The following is a 23,141-nucleotide window of genomic DNA, read 5'->3' as shown; positions in this document are numbered from 1 at the left end:
AACTCCTAAAAATCTATTGCAGCGAGATGCCTCGCAAAACGGCATTAAATCTCAGACTGATTATCTCTATTGACTCTAGACTGAGCTCCACGAATTCGTTCTCACGCTTTCATACGGAGCAAAAATCATGATCCCAGCCATAACCGCGCTCAAAGGTAGTTTATCGACTGCTGAACAGCTCGTTAATGTGTTGCCACCGCTGACCATACGAAGCCTGCTACGAGATACTTATCTCGACACCGGGCAGGAGGTAAATATCAGGCGTAAGGGAGAACTTTCATGGATAGAAAACCAAAATGTGGCTTCACTGACAGGCCGAATCGAGTTTATTAATCAACTCATCTCATACGTTATCGGAAATATTCCACAAAGAAACACCCCGCTGACATTGGTCTCTATGGGATCAGGCGGGTTGCTGACTGAGAAATTTATTAATCAGCAACTTAAAAAGGCCGGCTATAGCGATATTCATTGGCGAATGATAGACGTGGACTACCAACAAAACGGCTACAGGCCGTCCCGCAATGAGTTTCGTGATAAAGTCGAAAAAAACGTCCTGTCATTTACCAGCGAGCAGGCTTACCTCAATAAAAATTCAGGACCGACAACACTGGCAGTCGATGATAAGTTTCGTGGTGCAAGCATCATTTTATCCATTGATCCCCCCTCGCCTCTTGAAGGGCAAGAAGCTGCCACCTGTGACGTGTCCGACTGCATGCTGATTCGCGGCAGGCCGGTAAACGACATTAAACAGGCCAACGCTATCTATTTATTGGTTGCTGATAAATCAGGACAGGACAAGTTAATACAGGTTCATCAGCATCTGACGGCAGGCGATCATGTCGTGATGATGGAAGGTGTTTTAAAATGTACTCTTAATTCACAAAGTGACTGCGAGGTAACCTTTTGTCCTTCATCCAGTGGTCAGGCGCTAAATCGCGATGTAAAACCATTTATGGAATATGTGCACAGAGTTGCCGACCAGACCGGGCAGAAACTCGAACTGCAACATATTGATAAAGCCTTGGGGAAATATATCTCCAGCCTGGAAAACGCTGGCTTGGCGGGTATCAAGTTTTACGTCTCGGATTATGACACTAGCGTCACTCGCCTAAGGCAACATTTTCAGAACGGGAACAATCCGGCGCTTTTTGCTGCGTTTGAAAACAACCAGGTAAGCTTTCAACCTTAAAGCCGGGTAAACATTATTGCTGTTACACTGTTGCAAGAGATTTTAGACTCGTACAGGAATAGAACCTTGACTACCGCCACAAAAAAGTTCGACTTTGAAACAATCATTGATCGCCGCACGCAGCGCTCCACAAAATGGTTGGAGGTCGCCGAATTTGCAGACAGCCCACTCGGGCCGATAATTCCATTGTGGATAGCCGATATGGATTTCAAATCACCGCCTGCGGTGATTGGGGCACTACAGCGAGCCGTCGAACACGGCATCTTTGGCTACTGCGAATGGCCCTTAGACTTTTTTGAAGTGTTTTGCCGATGGCAAGCTACGCGACACAACTGGGCAATCGACCCACAGTGGGTATTACCCTGCGAATCGGTAATCAGCTCCATGGAATTAATCATTCGCGCCCACAGCCAACCTGAAGACGAGGTGATTATTTTCTCACCCGGGTTCGGCACCTTTAACCGCATTATTAATCATACCGGTCGCCGCATTGTTGACGTGCCGCTGGTCGAGAACGAATGCACCTATTCGCTAGATATCGCCCTGCTGGAAGGCAGTATTACGCCACGTAGCCGGATAATCATCCTATGTAATCCACATAATCCATTAGGTAAAGTCTGGAGAAAAACAGAGTTAAGGCAGATTGCCGAGCTGTGCCAGCGCCACAATTTATTATTGCTTTCAGATGATGTGCATCAAGACTTGATTATCGGTGAGGAGCCTTACACCCCGATTGCCAGCCTGGATCCACAGTATGCCGATTTCACCATCACGTTTACCTCACCGTGCAAACCTTTTAATCTCAGCGGGTTGCCTATTACCCAGCTTGTTATTAAAAATGATGCGCTTAGACAAACGCTGAGCCATGAACTTGAGGAGCTTAGCGTTCATAAGCCGAATATGTTAGGCATGATTGCCTGCGACGCAGCCTATCGCCACGGCGGCCCTTGGCTTGATGCCCTACTTGAAACGCTTCGAGCCAACTATACGCTGCTCGAAGAGGGGTTAAAGAAAATTCCCAACTTGACGCTATTTCGCACCGAAGGAAGCTATCTGGCGTGGATAGATTTTCGAAAAAGTGGTTTATCGCATTCCGAACTGCAGAATATTTTGATTAAAAAGGCCGGTCTGCTACCTAACAACGGGCTCAAATTTGGGATTAACGGTGAAGGCTTTATGCGGCTTAATTTTGCCCTGCCAAGGTCAGAATTGGTTAAGGTCATTGAGCGTTTAAGCAGCTGTTTTAGTGATTAAAAATCACATAAGCCTTGCTTTTATAAACAATTACACTAAAAAAGTAGTAAAAAATTGCTGTCTAAAAGACAAGGCTTAAAAAATAGACAGTTGTTTGTAAAGCTATTTTTGATTGTTGTGCTTTCCAAACTTCGATGCCAATTCTTTTTGCCTTTGCTCTGCCATAAATGCCCCTCGTTGCATTCGCTGAGTTTGGTTATTTTCAGTTTGATTGCTGGATCGTTCTAACGAGGATGACCTGATATTTTCTAATTGATCATTAATTCGTTGCCTGAATTCAGAGGAGTTATCAGGAGTAGAGTGTATCGCTCGTCTTTGAGATAGGGTAACCATTGACTGATGGGCAAGGCTGGAAGCATCAGTTTTAGAGGAAGACGGCGATTGCCATTTATCCGCAGGTCTGATTACTGAGCCTAAACGGTTCTCGGCAGAGAAGGCCAGCCGCGAAGTTGATGGCAGCGGAATACTAGAAATTGGCGCTGGTGCAATGCGTGGACGATCGGCAGGGTCTTCCCTATAGGTATATGGAGTTATCCGCAATGTTTCCAATCGATTAATATCTCGATCTTCTCTCTCTGTTTTCGCTTTATCTCTTTCACGAGCTATCAAGTCTGAAGCGGTCATAAATCTGGGATTTTCAGTTGCGCTTCGCCCATGATATGTACTTTCTAAAAACTGGAAATCTGCGGCAGTCCTAAATCTGCTATTAGGGTCGAATTGCTCTCTCCTACGGCGTTCCTCCTCGGCAAGATTTGGAGGAGGTAAATCTGACATTGTCATAAAACTTGGATTGGGGTTAAGTGGATGTCTTCCTGTGTTTTTTTTCAGAAACGGTATGTCGGCCGCTGTCCTAAATCTGGCATTAGGATCAAATAGCTCTCTTCTACGGCGTTCCTCCGCAGCCTCGTCCCGAAGAGATAAATCGGATAATGTCATAACTCTTGGATTGGCATTACTTTCGCGGTGACTATGACTTTCTACTGGTGTTTGAGTGCTTCTATAATTCGACCCTCTCGTGAAATCCCTGGCGCGCAAAATTTCCGGCGGTAAAGTCATGGTCACTGAACCATTGCCATTATCGTTTATTACATACCCTCGCCCTGTCGAAATTGGGTAAACATATTCTGACTCTGGCTGAACATATTCATAGTGTAGCTCATCAATTTCTGATGATCCCTCAACGTAATTATCACCCTGAACGACGACACCATTATCCACTGGCTCTGTTATCTCCTGGTCGAGATGTTCTGCCGGTATTAAGTTAACCGCCTCATTACCCGCCTCTGCACTGACATTTTCCAAAGAAGGATAAACCACCCTCGCCTGCATTGCTTTTTCAGCTTTACTCCTTTGCCTATCCTCCTCTAACAGAATATTCAAATAATGCGACATTTCAATATTCTCTACCATTATCTGTTCACGGTCGGCATATTTTTCGGCTAACTGCTCCTGATATTCTCTCGCTCTAATCTCATCTCTTTGCGCATATTCAAAATTTCGTTCTTCGTTAGCCGCCACTGCTTCAGCTGCCAAAGCATATCCAGCAGCAAGAAAACCGCCTAATCCTGTTGCTGTAGGAACAGCGGGTTCTGGCACAGGCATAAACTCCTGACTAATTACTCTTATTTGACTGGCCACTGTATGTCTGTCAATCGAACTGCTGGTCAGTGAGTGAATTTTTCCTTTTGCTCTTAAGGTGGTACGCAGCCCCCGCTCCGCCGCTTTCTTCAATTTTTTAGCCTGATGGGTATCATCACCATCATGGCCGCGCTTCCTATTAATAGTTCTTTGAGCCTGGATGCTTTGTTGTAAGTTCCCGGCGTGTTCACGAATCAAATGAAAATTATTAGGTAGAGAAGAAAATAAACTCAGTTGATCGTTGATTGAAGCATTGCTATTAATCCTGCTAATATTGCTTTCTATACTTCTGACATGTCCGGTTATGGATGCAATATCAGGGTTAGATGCAAAGTCTAAAACGTCACTACTTTGATCGTTCAATCTAACCAGTGTGTTTTTTATCTTATTCAACGGTGAGGATTTCAGCGTATTAAAAAAAGTTGTTTTATCCTGAGTTAGGCTCAGGGAAAGCTTATCGAGTTGATTACGAATTTTCCCCGTATTATTAGCGATTTTTTCAGACACTTTTTTATTTTCAGATTCAGAGGTTGAATGTCTTGATTGTGCAGGAGACTCATACTCAACAAAATAACTATGTGCAACATTAACAAACTCATTAATTAGAGTAGACCTATAATTACTGTCCGGCACGACCCCATGAATCAGTCGTGCAGCGGCTTCAAGAATCTCCATATTTTCGGTTGTAGCCAATTCATGTGTGGCCGTGACTTCAAAGCGAGTTTCCATTTGCCGCCACAATGCTAACTGATTATTTCTTAATAGAATAACCGTTTGATTACCTGACAATTCAGGCTGATTACTTAAAACACTATTCCCATCGGGGTCAAAATAAAATTCAGTATCGTGTTCGTCATTTTCACTCACAATATACTCTTGCATTTGCCTCGCCAGTCTGCAAAGAAACTCTGCCCGGCTCAGACTGTTAATATATTGCCCGGCAAATTGCAGTTGATTGTTTTGCGCATAGGCTAAAATGTCATCCAGCCCTGTTTGCCGAGGTTCATGAACAGGATGATTAAGACTATTTATGATGTTAAATATCGGATAATTTGATGGTATTAATCCATCATCAACCATGATTTTTAATGCATAGCTGGTTAGCGGACAAATTGCTCTTGTGGGATCATTGATTTGTTGCGAGAGAGAATTAAAAAAACGTTCTGCTGCAGGTGTCGAAGTAAAGAGAGGTAAAAATTTCTTTTTCTCCTCTGGGCTACAGAGCACCAGACATGAATGCAGCAACTGTTGCCAGGCAATAAGTTTACCGTCAACCCAGAACCTGTCGCCCATTTCATCAAGAATCCCCTTTGCATCATTTTCTTTTGCAGGAACAATTAAACTTAAAATGTTGAGATAATACTGTGGATTAATACTTAACAAATTTTTTAGCGTACCCAGATAAAGAGTAAAACTTATAGGGAGATGATTTCCGTTGATGCCAAAACCATTAGCTATTGAGCCACCAAAATCTGCTAGAAAATGTCTGAGCGTAACGATATCTGCCGAGTCAGGGGTATTAGCTCCGGTTCTCAAACTGCGTGATAGTGCATAGGCGAGATCTTCAAGAGCCTGGTAGCCTTGATAAGAGCTAAGTTGGTCAGGATTTGCAAGACTTAGGTAATTGATTTCTGGGGTAGAGCTAACCTGTGAGCCCGTATCGACACTGGCTTCAGACTGAGCTGGATTAAGCATTTTCAGACCGTGAAGTTTAAAAAAACGGTTAACCTCGCTTTCAGACGTTGCCAATAAATTTAAGACGAATGTATCAGCATTAAATAAAATGACCCTCAACATCGCAAGCTTGTCATTTCTCAATGTCTCAACTAACTGTGCTGGTGACAAATTTTTATTTTGAACGGCCCAACGAAGAAATTCCCAGACACTCTTATTCTCGATTTTATCTTTTATTTTATTTAGCCATTCAAGGGGAACTCCTTCTGTAGATGAACTGGCGATAAATCGCTGCCAATTCTCTTCATCCAAAACATTGTACTTTACGCCTTCTATTAATGCAGTCAGTTGGTTTTGACTCATATCCACACTCGGCGCCTCCAGTGTTTGACTCATAGAGTCAATGATGTTTGATAACAGCATTTCCTCCAAACCAAAAGCAGAGGTGGCTTGATTAGCTTCATTAATCATCGCAGATAATAGACCTGAGCTGGTCCTGATATCATCAGGTATTCCCAATCCTAATACGTAATAGTAATCATGAGTTCCCCAGCCTTGTGGTATCATGTGACTGATTTCATGCGCTACAGTCTGCATAATTTTTACTTGCGGAGTTTTAAGGATATTTGTGGTGAAAATCACCCTGCTATTAACATCGTCCGGGAAGGCCTGTGCATAGATACCAGGCCCATGTTTAATGGGTCTTGACAGTAAAAACTGACTCGCATCTTCATTGAGATAACGCCTCACCGTAGTATGATAATCCGTCATTCGTTCTAGCGTTAAATCTAGCATCTGTTGACTAACGCCATGAATATCGATACCTAATTGAGCTGCAATAACGTAATTTATTGTTTGATGAGAAGTTGCACTATTATTGAATAAATCAGTTAGTACACTATCAATTAAAGTTAATGATTCTCTAAGTTGCGGGAACTGATTATACACATCCTGCCCACGAGCAATAAAAGTATATCCCTCATTAACCAGTGCTGTTTCAGTGCTGTCGTTTCTACCGCGAGGTAATACATTTTGCATTTCATCTGGAATCAACCACGGTTGAAATTGATTGTTAATAAAATCCAGAAAATCTGGCTCCTCAAGGGCACTGCTCAAATCTTGCCGAAAATAAACAATATCTCGGGTTGATATCTCTGAAGGAAGACACTCATATTGGCTACACATTAAAGCAATGACAAAACTATCACCATATTGTTCTACCGGTATATTTTCGAATTGATCGCCAACTCTTGGTCTAAAAATAGCAAGCCCATTGTCATTGCGATACATCTGGATAGATACTTTTTTCTCTGTCCCCTGGGGGTTAGAGCTAACTGTTAATAAATTTTGACCATTTTGATCTTCAATTTCTATCGAAGTCATTGCCATTGACGGGAGAAATACGGCGAGAAATGGCGCAAGTTGCATAGACTCGGAATCCCAAAGCTCGATTCTATTTAAGTCATTCCCCACAGAGGTTAGTCTCTCAGAGGTTAAATAATTAGCAACAGAACTTACTGGTGACAAATCGTTTGCAGCTTGGCTCTGATTAATAAGTTTAAAAGATGAAGATCCTTGAGTGGGGTTAATATTTTCCATTACCTTTCCTTTAATAATTAATGCTTCCAATAGTCGCTAATAAATATCAAGCTAGTAATATAACAATCAAACCATAGCGCAAAGAAAAAACCTTGATTAACTTTATTTTAATAATGGTACTTAGATAAAGAACAATGAAATACTCCCACAGATTTCTACGACTCTCAACAGGGAATTATTAATGCAGGGTTACTTTATGTTATTTACCAAGCAAAAACATCGTTAAAAATTTTTATTTATCGTGAGAGTAAACTGCGGTTTATTTTAACTATTTTTTGCAGAGCATACTTGAAAATATATTTATTCTTCAACAAATCAAGCCTCTGCAGGGAGGCTTGATTTGTTGCTGTCGTAAAATCGGGCATAGCTTGCCAGAGGCTTAAGATGAGCAATCAACTCAATACTAAGCCTTTTGGCCCGGTTCAACTAACTTCGATGGGTCATCTTTGAGATAGTCCGGTTGAGGATTGTCTTTGACGCGTTTGAAATCCTCATAAGTTTTATCGAGATCGCTATTCTTGCACATCCTCACTCCTCCTTAAGTCATATTGCTATTTCTAGCCCCCTCAATGAAATTAATTAAAAAATCACGAAGGATAAGATAATAAAAAGCCCACAGATAATACCGTGGGCCAGGTAGCAATAACTCATAACACACTTATTCAGAAATTAACGGCTAGTAAATTTCGAATTAATGACTGCCATGACTATTTTTACCACCTTTTTTACCTGCTTCGCTGGCACGTTCACGGTCATCGGCAAAATTACCCTTGCCGTGTTTATTTCCGCCCTTCTTACCATTTTCTGAAGATTTATCATGATCTTCTGAAGCATTACCTGTTCCATTGCGATGATCGGCCATAATATCCTCCTACGGATAAGTTCTGTCATTTAAAAGGTTTTCCATTTTCAGAGTAACATCCTGTTATAAACCTAAATGAAGAGCACGATGCTCGAAATTAATAATAGTTCAGGCGTTAATTATGTCAAAAAAAAGGAACAGGGTTTTTACAAAAAACTTATAACTTACTCATCGGCAATAATAAATAGTTAATACGGTAGGTTTAGTTTATCCACATGGATTTAAATAACAACAATTTAAATAACAACAACTTAAATAAAGTAGTCACTTGTTTTTTATAAACTCAATAAATTTTTTAACTTTAGTTATTTACCCCTACAAATAAGCCATTTATTTTAAATGACTGAGCATCGCTGTGCCGATGGCTTCCTGTCCTGCTGTAATTACGTTCTCTCCAGCCCCTTTTAAATCCTCAGGTTTTTTGTTTTGCCCGAGTTTAAAACAACCAATGATATCTTTGATAACTATCTCTACCCCAACGACTCCTTTAAGCATTCCTTGAATAAAATCCTCCGAAGAATCGGTCATTTTCCAGGGAACAGGCTGCGTAGATTCATGTTGCCCGGTCAGACTGGCTAAAATCTCACGCAGAAACTGCGCATCGTGATGAAAGGCAATCTTTCCACGGGCGTGAACCACGCGGTAATTCCAGGTTGGCACCTGACGATGGGTCTGCTGCTTGCTTGGGTACCAGTTTGGCGAGATATAGGCGTCGCCACCGTGAAAAACCACCAGCACGTCGGCATCCTGTTCAACCTGCTGCCAAAGCGGATTAGCACGGGCAATATGGCCACGCAGGCGAGTCTCCCCTTGGTGCTGGCTGACAACCTCAAAAGGAATATGGATGGCATCGAGCCCACCCTGCCCCTGAGTCATCAAGGTCCCCAGTGGATATTGTTCAATGAGTTCAAACAGCACTTCAGGGCGCGTTTCTTTGAACGCAGCGGCAATATACATCGTCTGTCTCCAGTGATTGTTGCTATCGATTTAAAGGGTCAGTCAGTGCTGTAAATTATGCCGTTAGTGGTTTAATGTTAAGTGCCACTTTCATGAAAAATTGATAAGCCACTTTTGTCAATCTTCCTATAAATCAGAAGACTGGAAATGCCCAGAAAAGCGAAAATTGTTGAAATTCCTGCCATCGGAGAGTTAGACAGGCCGGCTGGACAGCTGAGCCTGCAGTTGGCTAAAGCCCTAAAAAAGGCCATACAGCGCGGGGAACTCAAGTCTGGCGATCTGCTGCCTTCAACCCGCACGCTGTCCGCAGCGCTTAAACTGGCGAGAGGTACGGTCATTGAAGCCTTTGAACAGCTGACCGCCGAAGGTTTTTTCGACGCCGTGCGCGGCTCCGGCACGCGAGTGGCTGTGCAGCTTCCTGCGGGTGAAATCCATCAGCCCGATTCAGAAAGCCGAGATAAAAACGATGCGCCCCCCCTTTCCGCACAGGCCGAACGTTATGCTCATGCTGCAAGTCGGATAACCACTCTGCAACCCGTGCCGTTTGCGGTCTCGGTGCCTGCCGGCCCAACACTGCCTGATGATATCTGGCGGCGTATCGGTAACAGAATCAGGGCCAAAGGACCTGGCGCGCCCTCGGGATACCACATTCCGGCGGGCGCGCTGCCTTTACGTGAGGCCATCGCGGAATATGTCAGAAAGTCGCGGTCGGTGCATTGCTCGGCGCAGCAGGTCATTATTACGGCGGGAACTCAGCAGGGACTGTATCTTTCAACGCAAGTATTGCTCGATTCCGCCGATAAAGCCTGGGTAGAGGATCCCGCCTATCATGGCATTACTTCAATTTTTGAAAGCACCGGGCGGAGCAAGCAGATGATCCGCGTCCCGCTTGATGAAGAAGGTCTCGATGTGAATCGAGGTATTGAGCTGTTTGCGGCTGCGAAAGCCGCATTTGTCACGCCTTCGCATCAGTATCCGGTGGGTATGCCAATGAGTATGTCACGGCGGCTGGCGTTGATTGACTGGTCTAAAGCTCAGCAGTCATGGATTGTCGAAGACGATTATGACAGCGAGCTGCGTTACGAAGGTCACCCTTTTCCGTCATTGCAGGGCCTGGCTCCCGAGCGAGTGGTCTATCTGGGTACTTTCAGCAAGATTCTGTTTCCGTCGCTGCGTTTAGGTTATGTCGTCGTGCCCGAAAAGTTGGTGGATGCTTACTGTGGAGCCCGCATGTTGATTGACCGATACGCGCCGGTTGCCGACCAATATGTGCTCGCTGCTTTTATGGAGGAAGGCCATCTCGACAGGCATATCCGCCGCATGCGCAGTGTCTATGCTGAAAAACGGGCTGTGATGATTACTGCAATCAGGCAATTTTTTGAGCCTGAGCTGGCATGGCTGCAACCGGGAGACCAGGGCATGCACATGGTGTTATGGCTTAACCCGGCATTGGACGATAAAAAGGTGGTAAATCATGCTATTGCCGCCGGTATTTCCGTACGTGCGGTTTCGCCAATGTTTAGCCCGCACCTTGCCCGCCCCGGTCTGATCCTCGGGCTGGGCGGTTTTAGCGATCAACAGATTATTGCGGCGGTGATCAAGCTTGCTGAGGTCATCCGTCAACAACTTCGAAAAATTAACGATTAACGCATCCCTCTATCGTTCTTAAATTACGCTGAAACTGTTATCAACATTCTGGTTCAGCCTATGAGCCATTTTCAGACAAACTGAAGAGTCCACAGTGGCCGTAAAGCCGTGGTTAAACTGTTTTCCCTGCTAAACTTAGTCTATCTGGCTATTTTTTAGACTGGCCGCCCGATGAAACCCAGATCGCTGGCGTCTCATTTAACCTTTAAGTGCGTACTCTTTACGTTTTATGCCCTTCCTCTTGCGTACGCACGAGGACTTCTATTCGTGAAAATGGCTTTCGTTCAATGGATTAAGAACTTAAGGGACCCCCAAGCCTCACAGGGAACAGTAACCAGGACTAATAAGGACACCCATCAGGTAGTGCCAATTGCCGCCGAGATTTTTTCCGTGGACCAAATGGAGCGCTACGGTGAAAGGCTCGCCCAATCGCACAAGCTGTCTACCCGCAAAGCGCCCTACTATTTGTTAAATCGCCTTACCGAGAGCGAGAAGCTGCTGTCGGATAACTGCAACATTCTCAGTGCCGGTGGCGATAAAAGCATTGCTCCGGCTGGCGAATGGCTGCTCGACAACTTTTATCTGATTGAAGAACACATCAGGCTGGTGCGGCAACTGCTGCCAAAAAACTTTGGTAAAGGTCTGCCGACGCTAATAGAGCCGCAAAGTTGCCCACGTATTTATGACATCGCCGCAGAAGCCATCGCCCACAGTGACGGCCATTGGGATGCCAACACGCTGGTGCGTTTTATCACTGCTTATCAGCGAGTTACTCCGCTTAAACTCGGTGAACTCTGGGCCTTTCCAGGGATGCTGCGCCTGGCGTTGATTGAAAATCTGCGTCGCATCAGTATCGAGGTCACCAAGGCTCAGCAGGAACGTAATCTGGCCGAGAGCTGGGCTAATAAAATCCAGGACAGCGCCGAAAATGACCCCGCTAACCTGATTATCGTTATTGCCGACATGGCGCGTACCAACCCGCCGCGCACCAGCGCGTTTGTCGCAGAATTGGTGCGAAGATTACAGGGCCACGGTTCAATGCTGGCGCTGCCACTGACCTGGATTGAGCAGCGTCTGGCTGATGTAGGATTGAGTTCAGCCGAACTGATCAGCCGTTTTAACCAGCAACTGGCACTTAACCAGCTGTCGGTGAGCAACAGCATTGCCGGTTTGCGCAAGCTGAATGAGATGAACTGGGCAGACTTTGCCGAAAGCGTCAGCGAGGTCGAGAAAATACTGCATCAAGACCCGGCTGGCGTGTATCCGGCGATGTCGTTTGCCACGCGAGATAACTATCGCCACGTTATTGAGAAACTGGCGCGCAATTGCCAGTTTACCGAGCAAGACATTGCCAGCCGTGTTATCGCCATGAGTGCGGCTTCACCCGCAGAGAGTCAGAAGCGCCACGTGGGCTATTTCCTGGTGGATACCGGGCGCAGCGAGCTGGAAAGAGTGTTGGATATCCACTATTCGCCGCTCAATTATTTTCGCCATCAGATGAATAAAACGCCGCTACTTTCCTGGCTGGGCAGTCTGAGTCTGCTGACTACCGCGCTCACCGCCAACCTGATGTTTGAGACCCACGACAGCGGCATGAACTGGGTAATGTGGCTGTTATTGCTGCCGATTATTATTATGTGTAGCCAGTTTGTGATGGACCTACTCAATGAAACCGCTAGCCGCAGTCGTACGCCTCGTTCGCTTCCCCGAATGGATTTTTCGCAGGGTATTCCTGAAAACTCAACCACTTTGGTTGCCATTCCCTGCTTGTTAACCAGCCGCAGCAGCATTGATAAACTGATCAACAGCCTTGAGGTTTGCTACCTCGGCAATACCCATCAATACCTTTATTTTTCGCTGGTGGCTGATTTTATTGATAGCGATACCGCCCATTCTGAGAGCAGTGATCTCCTGCTCGACTATGCCAGCAGTAAAATTATCCAGTTAAACCGACGCCATGGCGCAGAAAATGACTCGGCTCCCTCCCGTTTTACCCTGCTGCACCGCGAAAGTTTGCTCAATCCGTCACAGGGAGTATGGATGGGCTACGAGCGCAAACGTGGCAAACTTAGTGCCCTGAATCGCTGGCTGCGCGGCGATAAAAATACCTTTACGACCTGCGTGGGTGCCTCACAGCAGCAACTGTCTGGCACTAAATATGTTATTACACTCGACAGCGACACCGTTTTGCCACGCGACCACGCCCACCAGCTGGTGGCTACGCTGGCACATCCGCTGAATCACCCCTTCTATGATCCCGCGCTGAAAAGAGTCACCAAAGGCTACGGTATTCTACAGCCTCGGCTGGCAGAAGAAATTCCGCGCAATGGTCAAAGCCGCTATGCTGCCATTAGCAGTAGCCTGCCGGGCACTGACCCTTATTCCTCAATGTCTTCAGATATTTATCAAGACATTTTTGGCGAAGGCTCTTTTGTGGGGAAAGGGATTTATGATGTTGATACCTTTACCCTCGCCAACGATAACACCTGCCCGGAGAATCTGGTGCTGAGCCACGACCTGCTCGAAGGCTGCTATGCCAGATCTGGCGGCCTAAGCGACGTGGTGCTGTATGAACAATATCCGGCCAATTATCTGGTGGATGTCGCGCGTAGAACTCGCTGGATCCGCGGTGACTGGCAGCTATTGAACTGGCTGCGGCTTAACGTCAGGCAGGCTGATGACATGCGCTGCCCAAATCCGCTGAGCATGCTTTCTCGCTGGAAACTGCTTGATAACCTGCGTCGCAGTCTTGCCGCGCCCTCACTAATGATAGCACTGTTCAGCGCCCTGCTACTGGTGCCTAATCCTTTGTATTGGCTGCTGTTTATCGTGACACTTTTAGTATTGCCCTCTGTCGCGGCGCTGATACTGAATCTGTTTAACAAAGATGCACAGGTCAACGTATTTCCGCATATAAAATGTGTCGCCTGTGGCCTGTTGGATCGCCTGGCGCGCATTGGTTTGTATCTAGCAACTCTGCCACATCATAGCGCCTATACGCTTCATGCCATCTTCATTACCCTGTGGCGTCTCAACGTTAGCCATAAACATTTACATGAGTGGGTCAGCAGTGCGGAGTTGAATAAACCGCATTTTTCATTGTCGAAAACGAATCTTTATCGAGTGATGTGGGCAAATCCGCTTGCCGGGTTGCTGGTGATTGTGCTGACCGACCAGCAAAATCCGCAATATCTGGCAGTTGCCGCGCCGTTGGGGGGGCTTTGGCTCATCGCGCCGCTAATTATTGGTTGGATGAGTAAAACACCTGACCTGCCACAGCCTCAGATTGACACGACCCAGCGCCTGTTTTTGCGGCGTACCAGCCGTGAGACCTGGTCCTATTTCTCAACCTTCGTTAATCAGCAAGAAAACTGGCTGCCGCCGGATAACTATCAGGAAATTCCCGAACCCAAGATTGCTCACCGCACATCGCCCACCAATATTGGCCTGTCGCTATTGGCCAATATGACGGCGATGGATTTTGGTTACCTCACTCAGGGCGGGTTATTGCAACGCACTTCGCAAACTTTGGATACGCTGGACAAGCTCGAACATTATCGCGGCCACCTCTATAACTGGTATGACACCCGCACGCTGATGCCGCTGAATCCCCGATATATTTCCAGTGTAGACAGTGGCAATCTCGCTGGTCACTTACTGGTTCTGGGCAGCGGTATTGCGCAGTTACGCAGTCAGCCGGCGATGGACATCAAACAGTTGTTAACCGGCCTTGATGACACGTTGCTGCTGGCCGAAGCAGAAGCGACCTCGCCGATGGGGGATGGATTAATCAAACTGCGGCAAGCCTGGGTGCGCGCGAGTGAAGCCCCGCTGCATCAGGTCGTTGATGAACTTGCCCTCATGCAGCCGATTAACAATGAGCTTATTGAACACTTCGCCACCTCCAGCCGCTGGTTGAGAGAGCTGGACGCCCAACTGCAAGACTTCATTCAGGAATGGTCTCTGCTGTTTGGCTGGCTGAGCCACGAACCATCCACCAAAGTTCTGCCCTCGCTGCTGTGTTTATCACGTCTTGAGCACAAATTACCGGAGCTAGAACAGCAAAAAATCGCGCGCAGTGCCAGCGCCGCCCAACAGCGGCTGAAGGTTATCAACGAACTTGAGCAACGAATTAAAGAACATGCGCGGATGGATTTTGGCTTCCTGTTTCGAAAAACTACCCAGTTACTCTCCGTCGGCTTCAACTGTGAAACCAACAAACTGGACGTTGGCAGCTATGATCTGTTGCCATCGGAGATTCGCCTGACCAGCTATTTTGCCATCGCAACGAACCAGCTGCCGTTGAAAAGCTGGTTTGCCCTGGGGCGACTTTTCACGATGGTCGGTAATCAGCCGTCGCTGATGTCGTGGAGCGGCTCGATGTTTGAATACCTGATGCCGCAGTTAGTCATGCCGACCTATCCTGACACATTACTGGTGCAAATGAGTCGGGCAGCCGTCGACCGCCAAATTTCATGGGGCAAAGAGAATGGTGTGCCGTGGGGAGTTTCGGAATCGGCGTATGCCGCTTTTGATCAGGGCCAAAACTACCAATACCGTGCATTTGGCGTGCCGGGTTTAGGGCTTAAACGCGGGTTGGGCGAAGATATGGTGATCGCGCCTTACGCCACCGTGATGGCGCTGGTCGTTGAACCTCAGCGCGCTTTAGCCAATCTTGAGCGGCTTGACTCTCTGGGCGCACGCGGAAAATACGGTTTTTACGAGGCGTTGGACTATTCACGCTCCAGACTTAATCATGGCGAGATTTTCTCGCTGGTGCGCACCTACATGGCGCATCATCAGGGAATGAGCCTGTTGGCGCTGTCGCATACCTTGCTTAACGCGCCGATGGTCGAGCGGTTTGTGGCGAATCCCTGGTTGCAGTCGGCGCTGCCGCTGTTGCAGGAACGGGTGCCGGATGCCCCGACGATGTATAGTCCGCGCCGCCAGTTTGACACCGTTGACGCGCTGCAACCGGTGAATGTCGAGCTGCGGTTGTTTAACCGCGCAGAGGGGCCAACCCCTGAAGTGCAGCTGCTGTCCAATACGCAGTATCATCTGATGCTGACCCAGACCGGCGGCGGATACAGTACCTGGCGTAATTTGGCATTAACTCGCTGGCGAGCCGATGCAACCCGCGACAACTACGGCACATTTTGCTTTATTGCCGACGGGCAAACTGGCCAGGTGCTGAGCAACACCCTGCAACCTTTGAGCAGCAAAAGTGGACATTATCAGGCGATATTTACCGACGCCGCCGCCGAGTTTATGCGCATTGAAGGATCGCTGAGCATACAGACTAAAATCGTGGTTTCGCCAGAAGATGATGTTGAAATTCGGCGATTAACCTTAACTCATCGCGGACGCCAGCCGCGCGAGATTGAGATAACCACCTACGCTGAAGTCGTCCTGGCTCCGCTTGCCAATGACATGGCTCACCGGGCATTCAGCAATTTGTTTGTACAAACCGAGCTGGTAATGGAAAGCGAAGGTATTCTTTGCCATCGCCGCCCGCGTGAAGAAAACGAAGAATGCCCGTGGTTATTCCACATGACCGCCATTCATGGGCAAACAGAGCGGAAAACCTCATTTGCCACCGATCGCGCGAGTTTTATTGGCCGTGGGCGCACTATTTCCGACTCTCAGGCAATGCAAAACGGCGGCGCACTGGATAATCACGCCGGTCCGGTGCTGGATCCTATCATGGCAATCCGCCAGCGAGTCGAACTCAAACCCGGCACGCCGCTGGTTATTGATCTGGTGTATGGCATCTCTTCCCATCGCGAACAAAGCCTGCAAATGATGGAAAAATACCGTGACCATAATATCGCCGATCGCGTATTTACCATCGCCCGTTCCCACAGTCAGGTGGCGTTAAGACAAATCAACGCCAATGAGGAGCAGGCCAACATATTTAATCAGCTGGCCGGGTCCATTATCTTCCCGGGTGCGGAAATGCGCCCCTGTCCGCAAATTCTTTCCCGCAATCGACGCGGCCAGTCTTCCCTGTGGAGTCATTCGATTTCTGGTGATCTGCCTATCGTGCTGCTCTCGATCACCCGCAACGACAGTATTGCGCTGGTGACAACCCTGATTCAGGCCCACAGCTACTGGCGGATGAAAGGCCTGCTGGTTGACCTGCTGATACTCAATGACTCGCACGAGGGTTATCAGCAAGAACTGCACAATGAGATCCTCAATCGCGTTGCGGCCGGGGCGGAATCCAGCCTGATGGATAAAAACGGCGGCATTTTTGTCCGCACCAGTGAACATATCACCGCAGAAGACCTGACTCTGCTGATGAGCGTCGCGGCGGTCACGGTGGACGATCGCAACGGCGAGCTTATCGATCAGCTGAATAAAAAAATGCAGCCGTCGCAAAGTGTTTTGCCACGACTGGTGACTCAGCCCAATCTGCAACCGCCTAATCCCTCTTCACGAATTTTTGATACTCAGAGTCTGCGCTTTTTCAACGGCTTTGGCGGTTTCTCCGCAGACGGCCGTGAATACCAGATTTTGCTGGGCAAAGGAAAAAATACTCCGGCACCCTGGGCCAACGTGCTGGCTAATGACAACTTTGGTAGCGTGGTTTCAGAAAGCGGTCAGGCCTACACCTGGTTTGAAAATGCCCACGAATTTCGACTAACTCCGTGGGAAAACGACCCCGTAAGCGACAGCAGCGGCGAGGCATTTTATCTGCGCGATGAAGAAAGCGGAGATGTCTGGTCGCCAATGCCGCTACCTATCCGCAATGATGAGGATTATCTTTGCCGCCACGGCTTTGGTTACAGCGTATTTGAACATCGCTATCAAGGTATCGACAGCGAACTGACGATATTGGTTGCCGAACAGGCAGCCGTAAAACTGTTTATTCTGACGTTGAGTAACCAGTCCGGACGCACGCGCAAGCTTTCGGCAACGGGTTACGTGGAATGGGTGCTCAGTGATCTGCGCTCGAAATCAAGCCTGCACGTGACTACCTCTGCCGCACAGGTCAGCGCAGGCTGTGGCGTACTGGCCACCAACTATTACGGCAACAATGGCAGCGAACGCAACGCTTTCTTTGGCGTTACCGGCGTTCACTGCTCAGTGACCGGCGACCGAAAAGAGTTTCTCGGGCGCAACGGTTCTCCAGCCTCTCCTGCCGCGTTGTTACAAGAACGGCTGTCGAATAAAACCGGTGCCGCGCTGGACTCTTGCGCAGCCGTGCAGTCAGCCACCAAACTCATTGATGGCGATCAGCGTACTTTTATCTTCGCGCTGGGGGTCGGCAACAACGCCAATGAGGCCGAGCAGCTAATTGCACAGTTTATGCACGAGCAGGCCGCGCGTGCCGAACTCGATAACGTGCACCGTTTCTGGCATCAAAAGCTCGACAAGATCCAAATCACTACCCCCGAACCGGCTGTCAATCTGCTGGTTAACGGCTGGCTGATTTATCAGACTCTCGCCAGCCGTATCATGGCCCGCAGTGGTTACTATCAGTCGGGCGGTGCCTTTGGTTTTCGCGATCAGCTGCAAGATACCCTTGCGCTGGCACACGCGGCTCCGGAACGCATGCGCGAACAGATCCTGCTTTGTGCCTGCCATCAGTTTGTTGAAGGTGACGTTCAGCACTGGTGGCATCCGCCTACCGGGCGGGGGGTCCGAACCCGCTGTTCGGACGATTATCTGTGGCTGCCGCTGGCGCTGTGTCACTACATAGACGTCACTGGCGATACTGAGGTTGCCATGCAGCAGGTCACTTATATTGAAACGCGACGGCTGGCTCCGGAGGAAGAGTCTTTCTATGGGCAGCCGCTGCCAAGTTCAATCAGTGAATCACTGTTCGAGCACTGCTTGCGCGCCATCAGGCACGGGCTTAACTTTGGTGAACACGGATTACCCCTGATGGGTAGCGGGGACTGGAATGATGGCATGAACAATGTCGGCATTAAGGGTAAAGGTGAAAGCGTCTGGCTCGGTTTCTTCCTGTTAAATGTTTTACAGCGATTTGCTTTACTGGCAGAAAATCTGCAACGCCCTGAAATAGCGACCTTATGCCACCAGCAGGCCAAGACCTTAAAACAAAATCTGCACGATAACGCGTGGGACGGCGAATGGTATTTGCGCGGCTTTTTTGATAGCGGAGAAACGCTGGGATCGCATCTTAATGCAGAATGTCAGATTGACGCCATCGCCCAAAGTTGGGCGGTGTTGGCCGAGGCTGAAGATCCAGAGCGCACGCGCCGGGCTATGGCCTCGCTGGATAGTCATTTAGTGGATGAAAGTGCGGGTCTTATCAAACTGCTTACCCCACCTTTTAACGATCGTGGCCCGAACCCCGGTTATATTCGCGGATATTTGCCCGGAGTGCGAGAGAACGGTGGGCAATATACCCACGGCGCAATTTGGGCGGTAATGGCTTTCGCCGAAATGGGTGAAACCGAGCGCGCCTGGCAACTGCTGGCGGCAATCAATCCGGTAAATCACAGTCTGAATCCCGAAGCAGTCGAGCGCTATAAAGTGGAGCCTTACGTAATGACTGCTGATATTTATAGTGTTTCACCACACATTGGCCGTGGTGGCTGGAGCTGGTATACCGGTTCGGCAGGTTGGGCTTATCGACTGATTACTGAATCGTTGCTCGGCATTAAACGTCATGGTGAATTTATCTCAATTAACACCCGCCTGCCCGCCGATTGGCCGCAGGTTAGCCTGACCTATCAGCAAGGTAGCAGCCAGTATCAGATAACCGTAAAACGTGCCGAACTGGAGAGTTGCGTAATGCTTGATGGTCAGAACTTGCCAGACATGATGATCCCGATTAAAGACGATGGGCATCAGCACCAGGTTGAGGTGTGGGTAAAAAATTGAGTGATGAGCAAAAAAACCCGCCATCAAGCGGGTGAAAATACGACGATATCTGCTGGGGAGGAGACAGATTTATTATTATTAGTATTCGGTTATGCCTCCGCTGTGAGTCTTACGCAATTAACAGAAAGCGCAATAATGCCAGCAAAGGAAGTGATAAATGGATTGATACTGTTATGGATAAAGTCCGCGATCTTTACGTGCCAATAAAATTCGCTCACAGGCTACCGCATAGGCGGCGGTACGCAAGGTTACGTTCAGGGTCTCGGCTTTACTCCATACCGCGCTCAGCGCATCCTGCATGATGCTGTCTAAACGCTGGTTGATCTCTTCTTCACGCCAGTAAAAACTCGAGAAGTCCTGCACCCATTCGAAATAGCTGACGGTCACACCACCGGCGTTACAAATTACGTCCGGCACAACAGTAATCTGACGCTGACGCAGAATATCGTCGGCCGCAGGTAAGGTCGGGCCGTTGGCGCCTTCCAGTATCAGTTTGCAGCTCAACGCTCTGGCGCGTTGTTCGGTGATTTGCCCTTCCAGCGCCGCCGGAATCAAAATATCAAAAGATTTAAGCCAAAATTCATCATCACGAATGCCGGTTGCCTGCGCAAAACCGGCAATGCTGCCATGCTCAACCTGCCAGGCCAGCAGCGCCGGAATATCGATTCCGTCTTCGCGATACAGGCTGCCGCTATGGTCTTGAACTGCAACTACTTTTGCACCTGCCTGATAGAAAAGCTCGGCAGACACACTGCCAACGTTGCCTAAACCCTGCACCGCCACGCGACTGTTCTTCACTTCCAGTCCAATACGTTGAGCCGCCGCCACGCCCGTGACATACACTCCGCGCCCGGTGGCCTTGACACGCCCGAGAGATCCGCCAAGATGAACCGGCTTGCCCGTCACCACACCCGTGGTGGTTGCGCCAACATTCATCGAATAGGTATCCATCATCCACGCCATCACCTGCGCGTTGGTTCCAACGTCCGGGGCTGGAATATCTTGCTGCGGGCCGATAATGTTGCCTATTTCGCTGGTATAACGACGGGTCAGGCGTTCAAGTTCTTTTATCGACAATTCACGCGGATCGACCCGCACCCCGCCCTTTGCGCCACCGAACGGCAGGTTAAGCGCGGCGCTTTTAATGGTCATCCACGCAGACAGCGCCATCACTTCTTGCAACGTCACATCGGGGTGAAAACGCACACCGCCTTTTCCCGGTCCGCGAGAAAGATTGTGTTGCACGCGAAAGCCCTCAAAGTGGCGGATGCTGCCATCATCCATCTCTAGCGGAATATCGACGATCAGGGCGCGTTTAGGGTGTCGCAGCGTATCTGCCCAACGGGTCAAGTCCCCCAGATAAGGCAATACACGCTCAACCTGAGCGAGATAAGTCGCCCAGGCCGAATCGGCTTCATCCGAAACATAAGATAGCGCAGTCATTATTAAACCTCTGATTTTAGGCGAAGAAATTCCTCACCGGGGGGTGATAAATAAATAAGAGTTAATTAGGTCGGGAAGAATATTGCCGCCAGATTAATAAGGCCAGCGGCAAACGTTTACTTCACCCGAAAGTCTTCGACAGTGAACGCATTGACGTGGGCAAAACCTTGCAAACCACCCAACAGCACCGACATTAGCTGCCCGCCGACCTGTTTCTCACTCAGGCCAACGGTGTCGATCAGGTCAAAAATTTCACGCGGGTCAAACAAGATATTCCACAGAAACACTGCCTTGTCGCCGATATCAGGAAGACTCATCTCCTGCATTGCCTCGCGCAGGGGCGGACGCACCGCGTTGGCCTGCACCAGCAGATACTCGGCGCCTTCCCATAAACGTTCGAGATACCCGCGGCGATTACGCATTGGCACCATCGCCGCACCGCGCTGACGCACCAGTTTTATCCAGTAGCGGCTGACTTTTTCCAGCTTCTCCAGGCCGCTGCCGGTCTGCTTTTCACTGTATTCCAACAATAGTTGGCCGACTTCCTGACGGTAGGTGTTTAAAACCTCTTCAACCGAGGCAAACTGACGGTAGGCGGTGGCGACAGAAACACCGGCTTCGTTGGCGATTTCCGTCATACTGATAGGGTCTTCGGCGACTTCAAACAGCCGCGCAGCAGCCTGAATCAGGTTTTTGCGGTTCCTTTCGGTATCACTTCGCATCGTTTTTGCCATTGTTTCTCTGCCTATAATTTGTTTCTGTAGCGCAGGGTTAACCCTGTGGTGCGCTGTTGAAATCCGCTACGTTTTAAAAGGTGCATTACTGGAATTTCCAATAATGCACCTGACCGAATTTGGCTAGCCCAACGAAGCCAGACCGCGTTTCAGACGTTTGACACCCTCAGCGATCGACTCTTTGCTTGCCGCGTAAGACAGGCGTAGATGCCCTTCTCCCGCTGCGCCAAACTCACTCCCCGGACGCACTGCAATGCCCTGCTCGCGCAGCAGCGCCACCATATCAATGGCCGGGATAGGCAACGAATAGGACGGGAAGCAGTAGAACGCCCCTTCAGGTTCGTTGAGTTTCAACCCAGGAATCGACAACAGCCCCTCCATCATCAGAATGCGACGTTCTTTATAAACATCATACATACGTTTGACGTCATCTTTGCACTCCTTCAATGCGACCACTGCGGCACGCTGCACCGCGGTGTTTACCGAGCCGTTTACCGTGTTGTGCACACGTGCCGCGGCGGCAATCATCTCCGCCGGTCCGGCAAGATAACCCACGCGCCAGCCTGTCATAGCATAGCTCTTTGAAAAGGTTTGGCAAAATAGCGTACGCCCGCGAAAAGCCGGCACGCCAAGTACGCTGGTAAACGGTTTACCGGTAAAGACGAGATCGCTATAGGCCTCATCGGCAATAACCAGCACATCATGCTGATTCACCAGACGGCCCAGTGTTTCAATTTCTTCACGGGTATGCACAATGCCGGTGGGATTGCCGGGGTTACAGAACACAAACAGCCTCGCGTCTTCCAGGCTGTTGGCAAGGCGGTCGAGATCCCAATGCAGGTCGGCTTTACACGGCATCGGCACACAAATTCCGCCGGCCATGTTAACCAGATCGGCATACAGTGAATAGGTTGGATCGGGGATCACTACACGGTCGCCGGGGTTAACTATGGACAAAATCGCCGCCGCCAGACCTGCCGTACCGCCATGAGTAACCAGCACTTCACCCTGTTTGACCGGGAAACCGGACTGCTCGGCAAGCTCTTCGGCCAGCGCTTCGCACAGCAGTTTGTCCCCCAGCAGTGGCGCGTAATGAGTGAAGCCATTTTTCAGTGCATCAGCCGCAGCCTGAACAATGCGCGGCGGAGTATCAAAATCAGGTTCGCCCATCGCCAGCGAAACCATATCACCGCTGGAGGCCGGTTGCTGCACGCGCAGTGAAGTACGTTCAATCCGCAATACGGCTTCAGCCGCAATAAACTTTTTATTTAAAGAAGACATGTTT

The 23,141-nt window shown here is 48.8% G+C and carries 11 protein-coding genes; 4 read left to right on the top strand and 7 right to left on the bottom strand.

Features of this window, described 5'->3' with window-relative positions; genetic code table 11:
* Positions 1–127: 127 nt before the first annotated feature.
* Together SPM24T3_RS07825 and SPM24T3_RS07820 are read left to right on the top strand one after the other, a co-directional pair.
* Positions 128–1,192, top strand: coding sequence for a hypothetical protein (locus SPM24T3_RS07825; protein ID WP_009636191.1), 1,065 nt, complete (start codon positions 128–130; stop codon positions 1,190–1,192).
* A 66-nt stretch (positions 1,193–1,258) separates the two neighbouring features.
* The gene (locus SPM24T3_RS07820) at positions 1,259–2,446 is read left to right on the top strand and encodes a MalY/PatB family protein (protein ID WP_009636190.1); all 1,188 of its coding nucleotides are present in this window, start codon (positions 1,259–1,261) and stop codon (positions 2,444–2,446) included.
* Between the two features lie 102 nt (positions 2,447–2,548).
* On the opposite strand, the gene SPM24T3_RS07815 is transcribed toward SPM24T3_RS07820, so the two are convergent.
* From SPM24T3_RS07815 to SPM24T3_RS07810, 4 genes are all read right to left on the bottom strand, one after another.
* Positions 2,549–7,357, bottom strand: a complete 4,809-nt coding sequence (locus SPM24T3_RS07815; RefSeq protein ID WP_009636189.1) for a hypothetical protein — start codon at positions 7,355–7,357, stop codon at positions 2,549–2,551.
* A 403-nt stretch (positions 7,358–7,760) separates the two neighbouring features.
* Positions 7,761–7,883, bottom strand: a complete 123-nt coding sequence (locus SPM24T3_RS26040; protein WP_255346513.1) for a hypothetical protein — start codon at positions 7,881–7,883, stop codon at positions 7,761–7,763.
* Between the two features lie 165 nt (positions 7,884–8,048).
* Entirely contained in the window at positions 8,049–8,219 is a 171-nt protein-coding gene (locus SPM24T3_RS24595) for a KGG domain-containing protein (RefSeq protein WP_009636188.1), read from the bottom strand.
* Positions 8,220–8,549: 330 nt separating this feature from the next.
* Positions 8,550–9,176 (bottom strand): FMN-binding negative transcriptional regulator, encoded by a 627-nt coding sequence (locus tag SPM24T3_RS07810; protein WP_009636187.1) that lies wholly within the window; start codon positions 9,174–9,176, stop codon positions 8,550–8,552.
* 147 nt (positions 9,177–9,323) lie between these two features.
* Here SPM24T3_RS07810 and SPM24T3_RS07805 point away from each other — a divergent pair, with 147 nt between their 5' ends.
* Positions 9,324–10,823, top strand: coding sequence for a PLP-dependent aminotransferase family protein (locus SPM24T3_RS07805; protein WP_009636186.1), 1,500 nt, complete (start codon positions 9,324–9,326; stop codon positions 10,821–10,823).
* A gap of 267 nt (positions 10,824–11,090) precedes the next feature.
* Positions 11,091–19,679, top strand: a complete 8,589-nt coding sequence (locus tag SPM24T3_RS07800) for a GH36-type glycosyl hydrolase domain-containing protein (protein WP_369699984.1) — start codon at positions 11,091–11,093, stop codon at positions 19,677–19,679.
* Positions 19,680–19,850: 171 nt separating this feature from the next.
* On the opposite strand, the gene SPM24T3_RS07795 is transcribed toward SPM24T3_RS07800, so the two are convergent.
* The 3 genes from SPM24T3_RS07795 to SPM24T3_RS07785 all read right to left on the bottom strand — a co-directional run bounded on the left by SPM24T3_RS07795 (position 19,851) and on the right by SPM24T3_RS07785 (position 23,137).
* Positions 19,851–21,122, bottom strand: a complete 1,272-nt coding sequence (locus SPM24T3_RS07795; RefSeq protein ID WP_009636184.1) for a Glu/Leu/Phe/Val dehydrogenase — start codon at positions 21,120–21,122, stop codon at positions 19,851–19,853.
* 116 nt (positions 21,123–21,238) lie between these two features.
* Positions 21,239–21,844, bottom strand: coding sequence for a TetR/AcrR family transcriptional regulator (locus SPM24T3_RS07790; protein WP_237712997.1), 606 nt, complete (start codon positions 21,842–21,844; stop codon positions 21,239–21,241).
* A gap of 135 nt (positions 21,845–21,979) precedes the next feature.
* Positions 21,980–23,137: a pyridoxal phosphate-dependent aminotransferase gene (locus SPM24T3_RS07785; RefSeq protein ID WP_009636182.1), complete on the bottom strand. Its 1,158-nt coding sequence runs from the start codon at positions 23,135–23,137 to the stop codon at positions 21,980–21,982.
* Positions 23,138–23,141 lie beyond the last annotated feature (4 nt).

Origin of the sequence: Serratia sp. M24T3 (assembly GCF_000257645.1) — a bacterium.
Taxonomy (GTDB): Bacteria; Pseudomonadota; Gammaproteobacteria; order Enterobacterales; family Enterobacteriaceae; genus Rouxiella.
This window is presented reverse-complemented; position numbering and strand designations above follow the sequence as displayed.

What these genes read in the sequence shown, in the direction of transcription:
- SPM24T3_RS07815 (WP_009636189.1), bottom strand. Translation starts at nt 7,357, where the DNA reads ATGGAAAATATTAACCCCACTCAAGGATCTTCATCTTTTAAACTTATT.
- SPM24T3_RS24595 (WP_009636188.1), bottom strand. Translation starts at nt 8,219, where the DNA reads ATGGCCGATCATCGCAATGGAACAGGTAATGCTTCAGAAGATCATGAT.
- SPM24T3_RS07795 (WP_009636184.1), bottom strand. Translation starts at nt 21,122, where the DNA reads ATGACTGCGCTATCTTATGTTTCGGATGAAGCCGATTCGGCCTGGGCG.
- SPM24T3_RS07825 (WP_009636191.1), top strand. Translation starts at nt 128, where the DNA reads ATGATCCCAGCCATAACCGCGCTCAAAGGTAGTTTATCGACTGCTGAA.
- SPM24T3_RS07810 (WP_009636187.1), bottom strand. Translation starts at nt 9,176, where the DNA reads ATGTATATTGCCGCTGCGTTCAAAGAAACGCGCCCTGAAGTGCTGTTT.
- SPM24T3_RS07790 (WP_237712997.1), bottom strand. Translation starts at nt 21,844, where the DNA reads ATGCGAAGTGATACCGAAAGGAACCGCAAAAACCTGATTCAGGCTGCT.
- SPM24T3_RS07805 (WP_009636186.1), top strand. Translation starts at nt 9,324, where the DNA reads ATGCCCAGAAAAGCGAAAATTGTTGAAATTCCTGCCATCGGAGAGTTA.
- SPM24T3_RS26040 (WP_255346513.1), bottom strand. Translation starts at nt 7,883, where the DNA reads ATGTGCAAGAATAGCGATCTCGATAAAACTTATGAGGATTTCAAACGC.
- SPM24T3_RS07785 (WP_009636182.1), bottom strand. Translation starts at nt 23,137, where the DNA reads ATGTCTTCTTTAAATAAAAAGTTTATTGCGGCTGAAGCCGTATTGCGG.